12 protein-coding genes and 1 pseudogene are annotated in these 17,029 nt (G+C 56.0%); 3 read left to right on the forward strand and 10 right to left on the reverse strand.

From position 1 onward, the window contains the following. Positions 1 to 14 precede the first annotated feature (14 nt). The 4 genes from ACUN2T_RS01810 to tnpA form a co-directional block, all read right to left on the reverse strand. Positions 15 to 1,889 carry an RHS repeat domain-containing protein gene (locus ACUN2T_RS01810; protein WP_445495977.1) on the reverse strand — a complete coding sequence of 625 codons (1,875 nt, stop codon included), beginning with the start codon at positions 1,887 to 1,889 and terminating at the stop codon, positions 15 to 17. A 393-nt stretch (positions 1,890 to 2,282) separates the two neighbouring features. Then, complete coding sequence (gene tnpC / locus ACUN2T_RS01815; protein ID WP_445495978.1) at positions 2,283 to 3,788, reverse strand: IS66 family transposase; 1,506 nt, start codon at positions 3,786 to 3,788, stop codon at positions 2,283 to 2,285. 63 nt (positions 3,789 to 3,851) lie between these two features. Then, a complete protein-coding gene (gene tnpB, locus ACUN2T_RS01820) occupies positions 3,852 to 4,187 on the reverse strand; it encodes an IS66 family insertion sequence element accessory protein TnpB (protein WP_214089177.1) in 336 nt (111 codons plus the stop codon). Further along, positions 4,181 to 4,483, reverse strand: a complete 303-nt coding sequence (gene tnpA, locus ACUN2T_RS01825; protein ID WP_445495975.1) for an IS66 family insertion sequence element accessory protein TnpA — start codon at positions 4,481 to 4,483, stop codon at positions 4,181 to 4,183. Before tnpA ends, tnpB begins: the two co-directional genes overlap by 7 nt. A 226-nt stretch (positions 4,484 to 4,709) precedes the next feature. On the opposite strand from tnpA, the gene ACUN2T_RS01830 reads away from it, so the two are divergent. Further along, positions 4,710 to 5,033, forward strand: coding sequence for a SymE family type I addiction module toxin (locus ACUN2T_RS01830; protein WP_228940538.1), 324 nt, complete (start codon positions 4,710 to 4,712; stop codon positions 5,031 to 5,033). A 13-nt stretch (positions 5,034 to 5,046) separates the two neighbouring features. Then, complete coding sequence (locus tag ACUN2T_RS01835; protein WP_445495979.1) at positions 5,047 to 5,244, forward strand: DUF7706 family protein; 198 nt, start codon at positions 5,047 to 5,049, stop codon at positions 5,242 to 5,244. Positions 5,245 to 5,291: 47 nt separating this feature from the next. On the opposite strand, the gene ACUN2T_RS01840 is transcribed toward ACUN2T_RS01835, so the two are convergent. The 6 genes and pseudogenes from ACUN2T_RS01840 to ACUN2T_RS01865 form a co-directional block, all read right to left on the reverse strand. Further along, positions 5,292 to 5,957: a pentapeptide repeat-containing protein gene (locus tag ACUN2T_RS01840; protein ID WP_445495980.1), complete on the reverse strand. Its 666-nt coding sequence runs from the start codon at positions 5,955 to 5,957 to the stop codon at positions 5,292 to 5,294. A gap of 6 nt (positions 5,958 to 5,963) precedes the next feature. Continuing rightward, complete coding sequence (locus ACUN2T_RS01845) at positions 5,964 to 10,406, reverse strand: RHS repeat-associated core domain-containing protein (protein WP_445495981.1); 4,443 nt, start codon at positions 10,404 to 10,406, stop codon at positions 5,964 to 5,966. Between the two features lie 18 nt (positions 10,407 to 10,424). Beyond that, a complete protein-coding gene (locus ACUN2T_RS01850; protein WP_445495983.1) occupies positions 10,425 to 10,847 on the reverse strand; it encodes a DUF1795 domain-containing protein in 423 nt (140 codons plus the stop codon). A gap of 67 nt (positions 10,848 to 10,914) precedes the next feature. Beyond that, on the reverse strand, positions 10,915 to 12,762 hold the full coding sequence (gene tssI, locus ACUN2T_RS01855; RefSeq protein WP_445497783.1) for a type VI secretion system tip protein TssI/VgrG: 1,848 nt from the start codon (positions 12,760 to 12,762) through the stop codon (positions 10,915 to 10,917). Between the two features lie 61 nt (positions 12,763 to 12,823). Then, complete coding sequence (locus ACUN2T_RS01860; protein ID WP_445495984.1) at positions 12,824 to 14,161, reverse strand: VasL domain-containing protein; 1,338 nt, start codon at positions 14,159 to 14,161, stop codon at positions 12,824 to 12,826. A gap of 48 nt (positions 14,162 to 14,209) precedes the next feature. After that, positions 14,210 to 15,109 (reverse strand): annotated as a pseudogene (locus tag ACUN2T_RS01865) (type VI secretion IcmF C-terminal domain-containing protein); the annotation flags it as partial. A 481-nt stretch (positions 15,110 to 15,590) separates the two neighbouring features. Here ACUN2T_RS01865 and ACUN2T_RS01870 point away from each other — a divergent pair. Next, positions 15,591 to 17,027 carry a DNA cytosine methyltransferase gene (locus ACUN2T_RS01870; RefSeq protein ID WP_445495985.1) on the forward strand — a complete coding sequence of 479 codons (1,437 nt, stop codon included), beginning with the start codon at positions 15,591 to 15,593 and terminating at the stop codon, positions 17,025 to 17,027. Positions 17,028 to 17,029 lie beyond the last annotated feature (2 nt).

Genomic DNA, 17,029 nt, shown 5'->3' on the forward strand with positions numbered 1-17,029 from the left:
AACTACCTCATTATTTATAGTCCACCACATTTTCCACTACCCAACTTTTTAAATCCTCCTTCCTGATTTGGATGAAGGCTTTTCTGTACAGCGCCAGGCGCTTGATGTTGAGATCTTGGAATAAGTTCTATCTTAGTTGGATTTTGAGCATTATGGTGCCATGAATGATTAGGCGGGCTAGTACGTTCAAATCCACCTTTTGGACCTGGCTGTACATGCGCTACAACTTCAGGCGGTAACGCTTTAGCTAAACGTGGATCTTTTTGTATTACTTCATACAGTTGTTTATTTGCATTATTAAAATGCTTAGGTCTGCTACTTGAATGTAAATCTGTGGGGATATCTGTTTGATACCACACACTATAATTTGGACTGGATAAAGGTCTACCAGAAGCATCAAAGCCAGTTAAGCCTAATGGGTCGATCCACGACACCGGGTTATGCACGTACGCATACAGGTTCAGACCCCCTGCTAATCCAATCGGATCGGGACTGAGATAACATGCCGCTTCCGGCAAATAATACCGGAACCGGTTATAACATAAACCACTTTCTTCATCAAAAAGTTGCCCGGCGAATCGCAGGCCCGGATCCAGCTGCGGGTTCTCATCCTGCTCCGCCAGACGCAGCCCGTACAGCGACTGTTTCGGCTGCCGCCACACCCGTTGCCCGGCCGGGTCGAACAGCGCCAGCGGCTCACCGGTCGGGGCGCTCACCGCATACTGGGTCTCAATCGCCCCCACCACCAGGCCCACCCGGTTGTCCAGATTGAGGGTAAACGCCTGCGTCTGCTGGGCCATCAGTGCCCAGCCGTCAAACACCAGATGGCGGATGATTTTCAGCCGGCCATGCTGGTATTCGCGGATTTCCGCCGGCACATCCCCGTCCCATAAATACGTGGTCAGCTTACCGGTCTGGATACAGCGTTTTTCGGTGCGCCGCCCGAAGGCGTCATAACGATATTCCCACCGGCGGCCGTCCGGGGTGAGGAGGCCGGTCAGCTGGTTCTGGCTGTTCCAGCGGTATTTGGTCACCGCCAGCCGGTAACCCTCGGCTAAAAACTGTTTCTCCTGCACGCGGCCGGCCAGGTCGTAGACAAACCGGTGCGAGCCCACCCAGTTCAGGCGGTGGCCCTCCTGGTAGAGGGTTTCCCCCATAATCTCCTGCGCCCCGTCAAACCGCCGTGACGGATAACCAGTGACATCATACTGATAATGCTCGCGCAGGCTCCTTTCATCACTCACCGAGACCACCTGGCCGTTGCCGTTGAGGATATAGTGCAACTGCTGCGCATCGTCACGGGCCGCCGTCAGGTTCAGGGCCGCATCGTATTCATACTGTCTGGCCAGACTGGCATAGGCGGGGTCGGGCATCTCCGCCAGGTCAGCCGGGCGGAAGAAGTGCGGGTTACGCCCCGCCCGCTGCGCGGTCAGTAATCCCATCAGGTTATACTGCTGACGCACAATGAAGCCGCTTTCGGTGTAACGGCCGGTGTCCCGCCCCGCCTCATCCCGTTCCACCGTCAGGGGCGGCTGACTGTCTAAGGTCAGCCCGGTCAGCTCCCCGGCCCGGTTAACCTGTACCTGACTCTGCCAGTGCCCGGGGTGGGTCTGTCCGGTGAAGCGGGCGGGCCCTGCAACCGGGTCGGTTTCGCCGGTGAGCAGCTGGCGTCCGGCGGTGCGGTTATCCGGGTAGTGACGCAGAATTTCCCCGTATGGCTGGATTTCCCGCACTATCCGGTCCTGGTCGTCATATTCAAAATGCAGGGTGTTGTCCGGGGATTCTACCGTCAACAATTTCCCCATGACATCGTAATGATAACGGGTCGTACCTTCTGGAGTATCCAGCGCGGTCAGTCTCTGAACGGCATCATAGGTGTAGCGGGTCACGGTCTCTTCCCCGTCCCGCTTTTCAATGCAATTTCCGGACAGGTCATAGCGATAGTGCCAGCGGGTGCCGGCATAATCCTGCTCGGTGATAACCCGGCCTTCCGCATCCAGCGTGTAGCGGTAGGTTTCCCCCATCGGGTTAATCACCTGCGTCAGTTGCAGGGTATCGGCATCATAGCGGTACTGCCAGCGATGGCCTTCGCCGTCCCGCCGGGCGACTGGCAGGTCAAACGGGCCGTATTCCACCTGCCAGGCCACCCCGCGCGCGTCGGTCCAGCGTGTCAGGTTCCCGTGGCGGTCATGCTCAGTATGCTCCAGGTGGTTGTCGGGCCGGTCAGTGGTAATGTTCCGGTGAACTCACCTTGCGTTGTCAGATAACAACAAAATGGGATGTTAACGGAAGGGATTCTCAGGCCAGGGCAGCAGCTCATTCAACCGACTGTTCGGCCAGACAGGCAGCCGACTGAGGACATCACGTAACCAGACCCAGGGCTCATGTCCGTTGGCTTTGGCCGTTTCCAGCAGGCTCATTATCATGGCCGCCCGTTGCCCCGCGGCCAGTGAACCCGCAAAAAGCCAGTTCTTTCGGCCGAGCGCCACACCCCGGACCGCATTCTCCGCCCGGTTGTTGTCTATCGGCACCCGCCCGTCATCCAGATAACACACCAGCGCCGGCCAGCGCTTCAGCGTGTAATCTATCGCTTTGCGTAACCCGGAGTTGGGTGCCGTTTGGGCCTGAGTCGTCTGCAACCAGGACCGGAACTCATTCAGCCACGGCCGGGCATAACGCTGTCGCCACTGACGCCGTTTATCCGGCAGCCGGTGTTTGATTTTTCGCTCCAGCTTGTACAGGTCACGAATGCCATCCAGCGCCTGTTTCGCCACCGGACTTTGGCTCGCTTTGTATTGGTCAAAGAATTTGCGGCGGGCGTGAGCCCGGCAACCCGCTTCGGTGATATCCGCCCGGGCATGCAGCGCGTTGTAACCGGCATAGTCATCCGTCACCAACGTGCCGCCCGACCAGTCTTTCAGCAGGCTCTGGGCATAACGGCCGCTGCGGCCGGGATGCAGCTCATAGTACACCACTGCCGGCGAGGTATCGGGGCCGGTGACAGACGTCCACAGGTAAGCTCGCCGGGTCTGGCCTTTTCCCGGGGCCAGTATCGGCAACGGGGTCTCATCGGCATGCAGCACCGGGGACGTCAGCAGCGTCTGCTTCAGGGCATCGGCCAGCGGTTGCAACGCCACAGCCACCTGCCCCACCCAGTCCGACAGGGTGCTGCGGGCCAGGGTTACACCGCTGCGGGCATAGATTTGCTGCTGACGGTAGAGCGGCAGGTGGTCACGATATTTAGCGACCACCACCTGAGCCAGCAACCCCGGCTCCGGAAGGCCCTTTTCAATAAGATGGGCGGGCTGGGCTTTAGCATGAATTCGCTGGCAGGCCGCACAGCTGTACTGCGGACAGACATAACGCCGGACGATAAACGTGGCCGGACAGTATTCCAGTCGCTCACTGATTTCATCACGCAAAAAGCGCAGGGCATGACCGCAATCCGGGCAGCTCTCCGTCTCCGGCGCCAGCCGGATATCTTCACGGGGTAAAGTCGCCGGCAAAGGCTGACGTTTAGGCTGGGCCGGGGGCGCGTTTTCCTTGATATGCAGGCGTGACAGCCGGGTTTCCAGCACCGCGATATCGGTATCGGCATCTTCCTCAAACTGACAGCGTTTGGGACCGGCAGGCAGGGTTTCGCTGTGCGCGCCAAAACGCCAGCGTTGCGCCTGTTTCAGGGCCTCTTCCAGCTGGCGAATATAATCACCTTGTTGCTGAAGCAGCGCCAGTGCCCGCAGGCGGAACTGGCCGGGGTCATCCAGCGCGATTAAGTCATTGAGCGTCATGCCGACAGTGTACCGGATAATTCCCCGTCGTTATCCGGTAAAAGTGTGACCGGGGTAGCGGAATTAGCTTCGCCAGCCGGACAGGTCATCTCCCTCGACTTGTTGCCAGTGAATGCCGCGGATGAGCCAGTCAAACTGGGCGGGCGTCATCACCCAGCTGCGCTCGCCCTGCTTCGGCCAGACAAAATGGGCCCGGTGCAGACGGCGGGTACACAGCCAGACGCCGTGTCGGTCCCAGCGCAACACCTTGAGACGGGAGCGGGCCTTGTTGCAGAAAACAAAAGCGGCCTCGTCCTGCCAGCGCAAATTCAGTCCCTCCAGGTGCCGGGTCAGGGCATCAATGCCCCGGCGCATGTCGACGGGCTCTCGCACCAGAAAGAGCTGTTGCGGTTTCAGCATCGGGCCAGTACCCGCATCACGTCAGGCAACAGCGTCAATGGACAGGCGATGGCATAGCCGTCTGGGGTATACAGGGTAACGGTGCGCGCGTCGTCAGGCTGGAGTGAAACTGGCAAGAGGGCGGGCAGTGTCTGGCTGAGAGGTTGGCGTATTTTGTGACTGTCGGCAATCCAGTCGCGAAAAGCGGAAAAACTCAGCTGATGCTGTTCGCAATACTGTTTTCGGGTCAGGTCACTGTGGCGCCATTGGGTCACATGTTGCTGTTTTTGTTCCGGGGTATATCGGCTACGGCTCATGGTGTCAGTCTCCAGGTGAAGATAAGGAAGCAGTAGCGTGCATGGGCCGGAGAGGAAGAACAAGGTGAGATGACCGGACGTTTACGTACTTGACAGCTTTGTCAAGAAAGCAATGGTTGAACAGGCAATGGGATTTAACAGCACTAAGCGTTGAGATAGCGCGGCAGACGGTGAGTTCGCACCTCACGTCTGCCGCTTACCACAGCAACTAATAGGAGTAGTCACTATGGCTAAGGCGCATTCTAAAGCAGAAGCGGCAGTAAATAAAGCTGTGAAAACAGAACGTTATTACACGGTGGGTTATGTGCCGAACGGGAATAAGGTCAACAACGCCACACCGGCGATACATCTTAAAGGGCAGTGGCTGAGACAGGCGGGGTTTAATACTGGCGGCCAGATTACGGTGAAGGTGATGGATGGCTGTCTGGTGCTTATTCCTGACAGTGAAGCCACACAACACTATCAGCAGCAATACCAGCGGCAGCAAAGCCAACTTAATGAGATTAAGCTGCGGATGAGGGAGATGCTGGCTGAATACAACGCGGGCTAAGGGAGAGGATAAAATGAAAGTGGTGATTGAGCATTTGCAGGACATTCAGTTAACCCACATTGAAGCGCTGGCCTTGGCCCAACTGGCTAAGCGGCTGAACTGGGCGGAGATACGCGCCTGTGCCGTGAATGACGAGGAAGCGTATCAGATTAAGGATGCGATTTCTAAGCTTCAATCCGCTCTGGCTTACCGTGGGTATGCGCCACGGTAGATCACAAGAAGGCCGGAAGATCTCGAAGGATCTTTCCGGTTTTTTATTTAAGAGAATTTTATTTTTTCTGCCAAGGAACAACTTGCTAATTGAGAATCAGATGGTCTCGTACTAATAAACGTACTTCCTGAAAAATTACTTCCTGAAAATTTTGTCTCATCAAAAGAACATGACTCAAAAAAACAAGAATAAAAATTAGCTTTTGAAAGATTTGCTTTATTAAAATTACAATTAATAAATTTTTTTCCTCGAACTAAGACATCCTTTAATTTACTGTTTGTGAAATCACAACCTTCAAAGCAAGCGTTTATCCTGCATGCATTGAATGAAGCGCCTTGGAAATTACAACAAATAAACTTTTCTGATAAATTTGCTGGTAAATCAGCCTCTATGAAATCACATCTTTCGAAGAGTAAATTACTAAATCCAGTCAATCCCCTCGAAAATCCGTATCCTTCTGTTTTTTCACTAATTGCCTGAGAAAAAGAAAAATCAATTTCTACGACATATTGATATTTCAATGGCTCTCTGAATGGAAAACCTCGAAAGTCTGCTTTACCTAATTCTGTCAATCCAAAAGGCTGAATCAACCATCTAACATTAGGCTGTTCTTTATCTTTCCAATTCTCTTTTTTAAGGCCATTGTTAATCTGAAAATCAAGTTCTGCTGACCAGCGTTCTCTAAGATCCTTTTTCAACTTTCTACTCATCATAACACCTCAATAAAGAATATTAATCAACCAATCAGTCACACCATTAACATTATATTTACTTATCTTAGGTGCTTGACCAGGTGTTGTTATATCAAATACAGCTACCTTACCATTAGGTAATTCAATATGATAATCTGGCCTCAATTTGCCCCACCAAGCTCCTGTCTTATTCCTTACAATACCGTCAAGATACCTATTGTTTGCAGTTAATTTGTCCGTTATCTGCTGAATAGCATTCCCTTTAGATACATTTTTTAACCACTGAGGTATGTGGGGGTTATTTGCCCATTTTTGATGTATTTTTCCCCATGGAGTATTCATATGTCCCCCACGATTAAGGAGACGGTTTGCCCTTTGAACTGCTGTATTTAATTCAGCAGCAGCGCGGTCTACTGCTTGATGCCCTCCTAATCCTTTACCGCCAGAGCCTGCACCACACGCTACTAACCCGAATGGGTCGATCCATCCCGTCGGATTATGCACATACCCATAGGTATTCTCGCCACCCCAGAGGCCCGTTGGATCGGTACAGAGATAACACCCTCCTTCCGACAAATAATAACGGTGCCGATTGTAGCAAAGCCCTGATTCTTCATCAAAAAGTTGCCCGGCGAATCGCAGGCCCGGATCCAGCTGCGGGTTCTCATCCTGCTCCGCCAGACGCAGCCCGTACAGCGACTGTTTCGGCTGCCGCCACACCCGCTTGCCTGCCGGGTCGAACAGCGCCAGCGGCTCACCGGTCGGGGCGCTCACCGCATACTGGGTCTCAATCGCCCCCACCACCAGGCCCACCCGGTTGTCCCGATTGAGGGTAAACTGCTGCGTCTGCTGGGCCATCAGTGCCCAGCCGTCAAACACCAGATGGCGGATGATTTTCAGCCGGCCATGCTGGTATTCGCGGATTTCCGCCGGCACATCCCCGTCCCATAAATACGTGGTCAGCTTACCGGTCTGGATACAGCGTTTTTCGGTGCGCCGCCCGAAGGCGTCATAACGATATTCCCACCGGCGGCCGTCCGGGGTGAGGAGGCCGGTCAGCTGGTTCTGGCTGTTCCAGCGGTATTTGGTCACCGCCAGCCGGTAACCCTCGGCTAAAAACTGTTTCTCCTGCACGCGGCCGGCCAGGTCGTAGACAAACCGGTGCGAGCCCACCCAGTTCAGGCGGTGGCCCTCCTGGTAGAGGGTTTCCCCCATAATCTCCTGCGCCCCGTCAAACCGCCGTGACGGATAACCAGTGACATCATACTGATAATGCTCGCGCAGGCTCCTTTCATCACTCACCGAGACCACCTGGCCGTTGCCGTTGAGGATATAGTGCAACTGCTGCGCATCGTCACGGGCCGCCGTCAGGTTCAGGGCCGCATCGTATTCATACTGTCTGGCCAGACTGGCATAGGCGGGGTCGGGCATCTCCGCCAGGTCAGCCGGGCGGAAGAAGTGCGGGTTACGCCCCGCCCGTTGCGCGGTCAGTAATCCCATCAGGTTATACTGCTGACGCACAATGAAGCCGCTTTCGGTGTAACGGCCGGTGTCCCGCCCCGCCTCATCCCGTTCCACCGTCAGGGGCGGCTGACTGTCTAAGGTCAGCCCGGTCAGCTCCCCGGCCCGGTTAACCTGTACCTGACTCTGCCAGTGCCCGGGGTGGGTCTGTCCGGTGAAGCGGGCGGGCCCTGCAACCGGGTCGGTTTCGCCGGTGAACAGCTGGCGTCCGGCGGTGCGGTTATCCGGGTAGTGACGCAGAATTTCCCCGTATGGCTGGATTTCCCGCACTATCCGGTCCTGGTCGTCATATTCAAAATGCAGGGTGTTGTCCGGGGATTCTACCGTCAACAATTTCCCCATGACATCGTAATGATAACGGGTCGTACCTTCTGGAGTATCCAGCGCGGTCAGTCTCTGAACGGCATCATAGGTGTAGCGGGTCACGGTCTCTTCCCCGTCCCGCTTTTCAATGCAATTTCCGGACAGGTCATAGCGATAGTGCCAGCGGGTGCCGGCATAATCCTGCTCCGTGATAACCCGGCCTTCCGCATCCAGCGTGTAGCGGTAGGTTTCCCCCATCGGGTTAATCACCTGCGTCAGTTGCAGGGTATCGGCATCATAGCGGTACTGCCAGCGATGGCCTTCGCCGTCCCGCCGGGCGACCGGCAGGTCAAACGGGCCGTATTCCACCTGCCAGGCCACCCCGCGCGCGTCGGTCCAGCGTGTCAGGTTCCCGTGGCGGTCATGCTCAGTATTCTCCAGGTGGTTGTCGGGCCGGTCAGTGACTGCCACCCGGTGATGGCGGTTATAACGCCAGCGCCACAGCGCGCCGGCGGCGGTCAGGCTGCGCAGCCGGTCCTGGCTGTCATAGCCCAGGCTGACGGTGCGGTGCTCCTCGTCAAACAGCCTGACCAGCCGCTGATGGTCATCATATTCCCGGGTGCGGCAGTTGCCGTCGGTGTCTTCTTCGGTGGTCACCAGCCCGAAGGCATTGCGGGTCAGGGTGGTTTTCCGGCCATCCGGGGCAATAAATCCGGATGGCTGGCCGCGGTCATCATACAGTGGCAGCCAGGTCCGTTGCAGCGGGTCGGTGATGCCGGTCAGGCGCAGGTCGGTATCATAACTGTACTGCCAGCGGGCCCCGGCCGCATCGGTGAAGGCGGTCACCCGGCCCGTCTCCGCCAGATAAGTCAGGGTCCGGGTTTCCCCCTGCGGTAACACCTGCCGGACCAGATTGCCCCAGTCATCATAGTCATTGCGGGTCACACTGCCGCAGGGCGTGTGGATTTCCGTGACCAACAGCTGGTCGTTGTAATGCCAGGTGGTGGTGTGCCCCTGCGGGGTGGTGGAGCGGGTGAGACCCGGCGCATAATCCAGATGCACCGGGTAGAAACCGCCGGCCCCGACACTGTCAGTACAGCGCCCCTGTTTATCGTAGCGGTAATCCACCCAGGTCTGGTCACCGTCAGACCAGCGGCTTATCAGGCCCTGCGCGTTGTATTCATAGTACAGGTGAAAATGCTGGGTGCTGTCGGCTTCGGCCAGCCGGCCATCCGCATGGTAGTGATAGCGGGCCATCACTTCCTGTAACCCGTCATCGGTACGCAGGATGTCAGTGAGCTGCCCGTTCAGGTTATATCGCAGTGTCAGGAGCGGCCCGTCACTGTGACTGACCTGAATCAACTGAGATTGCCCGTTGTAGAGAAACCGCAGCCGGTTGTTATAGACGTCCCGGTGTTCGGTCAGCAGCCAGCGTCGGGGCTCCTCAGCGGAACCCGGCGCGGGCAGGGCAAAATACTTGCGGACCGGGGAATCCCGGTGGCGGAGGATATAGCCCTGTTCGCCGCGGCTCAGGGTGAAATCCGGGTGGTCCGGGCTGGTGCTGTGCGTATACGCGGGCGGCAGGGCAAAGTAAAGCGAGGCCCCGTCGGCGGTGCGGATTTCAATCCGGTCGCCGGTCGTGAGGGCGCATTCGGAGAAGCTGTCGGTCCAGCCGGGCCCCAGTAAGCCCTGTTCCCCGGGGGCCCAGCTGCGCAGAAACACCAGCGGCAGGGTCTGGCCGAGGGTGATATCGGTGCGCTGGTCGAAGAGCTGGCCGGTGGTGACGTCAATCGGGTCACCGGTGAAGAACTTTTTGGTGCTTTCCCGGTAACGTTTCACCCCCCGGGTTTCTTTAAAGGCGGTTCTGGCGCAGCAAAAGGTTTTACCGGATACGATTTTCCCGACGTGCCGGGCCCCGGCTTTTGCCCCGTTCAGCACGGCCAGCCGGCCGGTTTTTGTGAACAGTTTACCGAGGCCCTTAATGGCTCCCCGGGAGGGCGGCACCAGAAATTCAACCGCCATCAGCAGGGCCCGCTGCCAGGCGGAGAATTCTTCGGCAACGGCTAAGTAGGTGCCCTGTCCGGAGCCGATGAACACGGTTTTGGCCCCGGCTTTGATGGTGGCGCCACAGACCAGTTTGTCATCCACCCGGGCGGCCGGGGAGCCGTTGATAAACACGGTTTCACTGCCCTGGGCAATCAGCGGCGGTGCCGGGTGTTTCGTGCAGCCCGCAGTATCGGTGGTGGCCCGGGCCGCCGGTTTGCCTTCAATAAACACATCCGGGGAGCCGGTCAGCAGTGCGCCGCTGGGCGGGCCGATGCTGTCCACCATGTTTGTGACTGCCGAACTGGCGGCACTGATGACCGTCCCCAGCGCCAGCGTCCCGGCCGTGCCGAGCGCAATCACGGCAACGGTGGCTAATCCGCCGGTCCCCACGATGACTGCCGCGGCCACGGCAAATACTGCCGCGCTTATCAGGGCACCGGCAATCGCCCCGGCCAGCGCCCCGAGGAAGCTGGCATGTTTAATCGGGTCGCCTTTGCGGGCTGCGGCCGGGCCGGAAGCGCCCGGTGGGGGCGCCCCCGGGGCGGTATGTAACGCGCCAGCCCGGGCAATCCGGGTGACGATGTCATCACCAAGTGACATGCTGAACCTCCTGTCAAATCATCCGGCGGCCTGGAAGCTGTCGATAACCGTCAGCAGTGCCTCGCGCTGACCGTCCGCAAAGGGGGCGGGGGAGGTCAGGTTGAAGGTCAGCAGCCGTGTGCCGCGGATTTGCAGCACCACGGTCTGGTACATGTCGCCTTCCGGGCTTGTCCACTGGTAATCCAGCCGGCGGGCGGGTTGCTGGCTGAGGGTGATTGCGCTGCGCTGGTGCTCCTGATAACCGGGCAGATGAGTGCAAAACTGTGCCAGGGTCTGTTCATAGTAAGCGTGGTAATCCAGGCCGGCGGGAACCGGGGTGCGGCTGACCACCAGATTAATGCCGCTGTCATCCGGCAGGACGAAGACATGCAGGGATTCATCCCGCCAGTTGGCGGGGAGAGTCAGGGTGCCTTCATTCATCTGATATGGTGTGTTTTCCATGTTTTTTTCCCGTTAATTGTTATTGATTGAAATCATGTCCTGAAAGGTGTTCGTGGGTGAATACCGGTCAGTTCACATTGACCTGTTTACCGTTAATGGTGATATTGGCACCCTGAATGCGGATATTGCCGGCACTGTCGATAGTGATGCTGCCCCCGGCAGTCGCCATTTCGATACCGCCGGCCCGGGAGTGTATCTGGATGTTATTTTTGACGTTCAGCCGGCTGTCTTTTTCGACAGTGATTTGATGCAGGCCGGTGATGGCACTGACTTCGTTGCCTGTCACCTCTTTATGACGGTCATGTCTGACTGACAGTATCTGGTCATTGCCGATGCTTTCGGTGTGGTTGTGCATGACCCGGGTTTCGCGGTCATTGAGCACCACGGTGTTCATATCGCGCTGCGCATGCAAAGCCAGTTCTTCACTGCCTTTGGCATCCTCAAAGCGCAGTTCGTTATAGCCTTCGCCCTTGTGGGTTTTCGAGCGGAAGGCCATCTGGGTTTTGCTGCCTGGCAGGGTGCCGGGCGGGAGGTTGCTGGCGTGATAGGTGCGGCCGGTGACAATCGGCTGGTCCGGGTCACCGTCGAGAAAGTCCACCACCACTTCCTGACCGATACGCGGGATAGCCAGCATGCCCCAGCCCTGGCCGGCCCACGGCTGGGTCACCCGTATCCAGCAGGAGCTGTGGTCATCACTCCGGCCGTCACGGTCCCACAGGAATTGCAGGCGGATACGGCCGTATGAGTCGCAGAAGATTTCTTCCCCGGCCGGGCCGACGACTTTGGCAATCTGCGGGCCGTCCATCACCGGTTTGCGCCCCGGCCTCGGACGCCAGTGCTGATGCGCGGGGATAAAGGTGAACTGGTTGCTCATGACGGTGCCGGCCTCGCCGCCAGCCTGTTCCAGCGCCTGCGGCTGGCTGCCGTTGTGGGAGACGCTGACCAGCTGCCAGAGCTGGTTGAGGTCATCGCGGGGATGGTCAGTGAGGGTGAAGAGGACCCCCGGCAGCATGGCGGCGTGGTTACTGTCCCCGTGGCCGGTCAGGGCGTCATTGCGCAGGGCTTCGAGCCGGTAGCGGGTGAAATCGGCACCGTGCTGCTCGTCTTTGAAGCGGCCGGGGAAATCGAAGTGTTCATAGCCGGTGTGCTGGAGGTTTTGTTCCTGCATATGGTGGCGAAACTCGGCGGCCCAGACCGGGTTTTTAAAGGTGTAGTCTTTGAGCTCGACGGAGGCCGGGCGGACCTGCGCCTGCCGGGTCAGGGTGGTGACGCACAGCTGCGACGCGTCGGCCGCTTCACCGGGGTGATAGGGCAGGACCGGGCCTGTGGCGAGGGCGCCTGCCACGTCGGCGAACACCAGGGTATTTTTGCTGCCGGTGAATTCAAAGAAGTAAAACAGGCCTTCTTCGGCGGTCAGCCGGTGCAGAAAGTCAAAGTCGGTTTCCCGGTACTGGACGCAGAATTCCCGCTCCGGGTGCGGATGGCGCAGGCGGAACACCACATCGCGGACGCCGCTCTCTTTGAGCAGGGTGGTGAGGATGGTTTTGATATCCTGCCGCTGAAAAATCCGTGAATTCTGGCGCAGGGTGGTGCGCCACATATCGGGGCGGAGGGTCATCTCATAGCGGGTCTGATGTTTACCGGTGTTGCCCTGCACAAAGCGGGCGACCATGCCGGTGACGGTGCGTTCGATGTTGCCGGCGCGCAGGATGGAGAGGGTGGCGCGGTTATCGAGGACTGCGGCGAAATCAATGGCCGGGTCGGCGCTGGCTAAACTGACGTTCAGGCTGAAAGGGGTGGAGAGGGCTTCATTGAGCGAAAAGCCGGCGACGACAAAGGTGTGGGGCGGCAGGCCGGCGGCGGTGAGGGTGAACTGCAACCCGCCGGCGGGTTGCGCCGTCATCCGGTCAGCCATGTGCCGGGCCAGTCCGGCTGTTTTTTTCTGAAATGACATATTAAGGGTTCCTTTTCTGACGTTACGGGTGGTCTTTCCCGGGGGGAGTGGTCAGCCCGGCGTCTTTTTGCAGTGCATAGTAGCGGCTGAGCAGGGCGTTAAAGCGGTCATCGGTCTTTTTTCTCAGCGCGGGGGAAACGGGGTGTCCCTGTTCGACTGCGGCGGAGAACTGGCGCAGCAGCTCTTCCAGTGGCACCTCGCGGTCGTGGCTGGTCTGAATCTGGTAAATCGCCGTTTTCAGGTAGGAGAGGGTGAAGCTGCCCCGGTTGCGCTCCTGCGCCAGGATGCTGTCGGCTAATTGCCGGAGCTGATGGCGGGTCTGGTGCCAGCTGCCGGGTAGCGGGGCATTCTCCAGCCGGATGGCCTGTAACTGTTGCCAGCGGGCGGTTTCGCGCTGCTGTTCGCGGTCCTGCGGCCAGGTCTTTTGTGCCAGGGCGGTCAGCTGGTCGGCATGTTGCAGTCCCGCCAGCGGTGAGGCGTCTGCTAACCGGGTCAGCTGCTGTTCATAGGTGTGCAGGTCAGGCTGGTACAGCCAGGCCAGTCGTGCGCCGTCCGGTGTGCCGGTCAGGGCCGTGAGCTGGTGTTGCAGCGGCCGGTAAAGTCCCAGCCAGCTGCCGGTCAGGACAAATGCGCCCAGCAGTACACCCAGTCCGAAGCCCTGTAAGGCACTCATCCGGGGCGGCGGCTCCGGGAAACGGACCTGGACTTTGGGCTGCTGGCTGTCGTAGCCGGGGTTGTAGCCGGTTTCCGGTTCAGCCGGCTCCGGCTCTGTATTGGCCAGGTAGACCAGCGGCGGCATCTGGACAGGTTTGGCCGCCGGTGTGGGCAGGATACGGGTATTTTCCAGTTTTTTCGCGGTGTTCTGGAAAAACCACAGCAGGTTTTCGACTTTGGGCAGGCGTTTCAATTCGGACTGCTGGAGCCGGTCGACTATCAGCTGTAAGGCCCGTTCTGCCCGGTAAATCAGGCGCAGGTCGCGGGCGGTGTAGTCGTGCTGGCGCAGGGCGTTACCGCTGCGGGTGTTAAACCAGTCGAGCATGTCGGTGCGGACCGCGGGCTGTGGCGGCCACAGCGCATCCCACTGGCTGACCATCACCCCGGCCAGTAACTCACAGCCTTCGGTAAAGCCGGCCAGGCCGCTCAGCTGCATCCGGGCCAGGGTGTAGTAAATCGCGCTCTGTAAATCGACGCCGTGGGTGCGAAACAGCGTCAGGGCCAGGGATTCAATCAGCGGCCAGTTGACGGCCGGCTGAGACGGGTGGTTAATTTTGTTGATTTCTTCGCGTATTGCCGTGAACGCTGGCAGGTGCATCGGGTTCCCGCCGGCACGGATAATCAGGTTTTCAGGGTGTTCACGCATGGCAGTTTATCCTTGCCTGCCGCCGCCGGCGCGGGGCAGGTTTTTTTATTAATAGAGGGTGTCAGGCAGGGTGAACTGGCTGAACAGGCCGCCGGCAAACGGGTTGTCGGATTCATCCACGTAGATACGGTAGGTCATGTCCCCCCCGTCCACGCTGAACAGCACATCAAAGGAATCCTGACGTACGCTGGTCAGTTTGCCGCTGTTAATCAGCCGCAGTTGTGCCCACGGACCGGTGAAGCGGATGGCGCGTGGGGATTTGCCGCTGACGTCCGGTATCAGGGTGAGCTGACTTTCCACCCCGGCGCGCATGGAGTTCGGCCAGATTAAGTGCACGATGCTGCCACGGCCGTGGGCATAATCGAGTAACTGTCCGTCAAGGTTAAGCAGGCTGCGGCGTTTGTTGCCGGTCAGGCTGAGGGGTTCAATGGCAAACTGGGCGCCCAGGCCGTTTTGCGGGGTGAAGAAGGTGTCGCGGATACGGTTAGCCAGGGTCAGCTGTTTCAGGACATCAGGGCGGATAAGCGGTTCACCGTCAGTGCCGTAGATTAAGTTGTTCTCGACAAACGGTTTGAGGTTCTGCTGATAGAAGGCATCCAGTGTGCCGCCCGGGCGGAAGAAGCGGTCGAACTCACTGAGCGGCACATCCTGGGTGGCTTCCGGGTTGAACGGATAGCGGCCGGCCAGGTAGGTCTGGTACTGTCTGACGACGTTTTCGCTCCATTCGACTTCGAGCGAGCTGACTGCGGCCATCATGACCACCCGCCACGCCTGTTCAGCCAGTTCACCGACCCAGCGGTTTAACGGTTCCGGCAGGGTTTTCGCCAGCTGCTGCACTTCGAAGATGGGGTCGCTGTTGTTCTGTTCCAGTCGCAGCTGGACGGCTTTCAGGGCGGCTTTACCCGGTACCGGGGCGTTCTGAATCGCCAGCAGGTAGCGGTGCAGCCCCTGTATCTGGCGGGTGAAACTGAACAGCGGGCTGCGCTGGTTGAATCTGGTCGGTAAGAAAGCCGTCCGGGTCAATGATGACCGCTTTTTCCCCCAGCCAGCAGCTCCATTGCCAGTATTAGTTCAGCGGGATTGTTGCTGTGTTGCAATTTGAGAAATGTTGAATGTTATCTGCCCGCCGTTATCAGTTTTGATGGTCAGGGTGTGGCCTGTCATCAGTCGTTTAAATCCTTCAATTTCATACTATTGGATAAGAAATTTGGTAACTTACTGATATTTGGTTATTTGAATAATATTTTTATTTTGGATCGAAGATGATGGATTGGGTATTTCGTCTGAAATGGTGTCTTAATTCTATTAAAATGGTCAGATTGAATTACTGGGTAAAGTAAATAACTGTATAAATATCCACAAAGTTCTTTCATCTGGGTCAATTGAGTGATAATGTGTCACTAAATAAAACATTTTATGGATAAAAAAAATGAAAGAATTTTTTTCATATGCCCAAGATCTTCATGAAAAATCAAAATTATTTCAGCAGCAAAAGTTGGCGGAAGATAAAAAGCTGATGGGGAGACTTTTTGAGTCTTATGATCAAAAAACTATTGCAGAACTTTTGCGCAAAGTAAGTTATAACGACTGGACCCGTGAAACCTTAAATCGCTGGTTTAACGGAAAATCAGTCCAAAAATTGTTAACAGAAGTTGAAGTTGCTATGCTCCAAAAAATGCTCCCTGAACCACCTAAAAATCATCTTCAATACGATTTCCGTTTCATTGATCTTTTTGCAGGGATTGGCGGAATTCGAAAAGGTTTTGAAGAAATTGGTGGTCAGTGTGTTTTTACCAGCGAATGGAACAAAGATGCTGTTCGTACCTATAAAGCAAACTGGTATTGTGATCCAGAGTACCATAAATTTAATTCTGATATTCGTGAAATAACATTAAGTGAAAACCCAGAAATAGATGAAAAAGAAGCTTATAAAAATATTGATAAAGAAATTCCAGATCATGATGTTCTTTTGGCTGGTTTTCCATGTCAGCCATTCTCATTAGCAGGTGTTTCGAAAAAGAATTCTCTTGGTCGTGCTCATGGGTTTGAGTGTGATACACAGGGAACTCTTTTTTTTGATGTGGCTAGAATTATTACAGCTAAAAAACCTGCTATTTTTCTTCTGGAAAACGTTAAAAACTTAAAAAGTCATGATAAAGGGAAGACATTCCGTATTATCATGGATACATTGAATGAGTTGGGATATGCTGTTGCTGATGCGGATATCATGGGGCCGAATGATCCAAAAATTATTGATGGAAAATATTTTTTGCCTCAGCATAGGGAACGGATTGTGTTAGTTGGTTTTCGTAAAGATCTGAATATTCATCAAGGATTTACACTTAAGGAAATTAGTCGATATTTCCCGGAAGAACGACCAGCACTTGCGGATTTACTTGAACCAGAAGTTGATAGTAAATATATTCTTACCCCTCATCTTTGGAAATATTTATATAATTATGCCAAAAAGCATCAAGCTAAAGGAAATGGTTTTGGATTTGGCCTTATAGATCCCAATAATAAGAATTGCGTCACTCGCACACTTTCTGCTCGTTACCATAAAGATGGATCAGAAATACTTATTGACCGGGGATGGAATAAAGAGCTTGGGGAACAGGATTTTGATAATCCAGATAATCAGAAAAATCGCCCACGTCGTTTAACACCGAAAGAATGCGCACGGCTAATGGGGTTTGAGTCTCCTCAGGGAGGAGCATTTCATATTCCGGTCTCAGATACACAAGCTTATCGACAGTTTGGAAACTCAGTTGTTGTGCCTGTATTTACAGCTATTGCTAAATTATTAGCTCCTTATATAGCGGAAGCAGTGGAACAACAGCAGACAAACAAAGATCAGGCGGCATAAAT

The organism is Photorhabdus machadonis (genome assembly GCF_052657765.1).

What these genes read in the sequence shown, in the direction of transcription:
- tnpC (WP_445495978.1), bottom strand. Translation starts at nt 3,788, where the DNA reads ATGACGCTCAATGACTTAATCGCGCTGGATGACCCCGGCCAGTTCCGC.
- tnpB (WP_214089177.1), bottom strand. Translation starts at nt 4,187, where the DNA reads ATGCTGAAACCGCAACAGCTCTTTCTGGTGCGAGAGCCCGTCGACATG.
- tnpA (WP_445495975.1), bottom strand. Translation starts at nt 4,483, where the DNA reads ATGAGCCGTAGCCGATATACCCCGGAACAAAAACAGCAACATGTGACC.
- ACUN2T_RS01830 (WP_228940538.1), top strand. Translation starts at nt 4,710, where the DNA reads ATGGCTAAGGCGCATTCTAAAGCAGAAGCGGCAGTAAATAAAGCTGTG.
- ACUN2T_RS01835 (WP_445495979.1), top strand. Translation starts at nt 5,047, where the DNA reads ATGAAAGTGGTGATTGAGCATTTGCAGGACATTCAGTTAACCCACATT.
- ACUN2T_RS01840 (WP_445495980.1), bottom strand. Translation starts at nt 5,957, where the DNA reads ATGATGAGTAGAAAGTTGAAAAAGGATCTTAGAGAACGCTGGTCAGCA.
- ACUN2T_RS01845 (WP_445495981.1), bottom strand. Translation starts at nt 10,406, where the DNA reads ATGTCACTTGGTGATGACATCGTCACCCGGATTGCCCGGGCTGGCGCG.
- ACUN2T_RS01850 (WP_445495983.1), bottom strand. Translation starts at nt 10,847, where the DNA reads ATGGAAAACACACCATATCAGATGAATGAAGGCACCCTGACTCTCCCC.
- tssI (WP_445497783.1), bottom strand. Translation starts at nt 12,762, where the DNA reads ATGGCTGACCGGATGACGGCGCAACCCGCCGGCGGGTTGCAGTTCACC.
- ACUN2T_RS01860 (WP_445495984.1), bottom strand. Translation starts at nt 14,161, where the DNA reads ATGCGTGAACACCCTGAAAACCTGATTATCCGTGCCGGCGGGAACCCG.
- ACUN2T_RS01870 (WP_445495985.1), top strand. Translation starts at nt 15,591, where the DNA reads ATGAAAGAATTTTTTTCATATGCCCAAGATCTTCATGAAAAATCAAAA.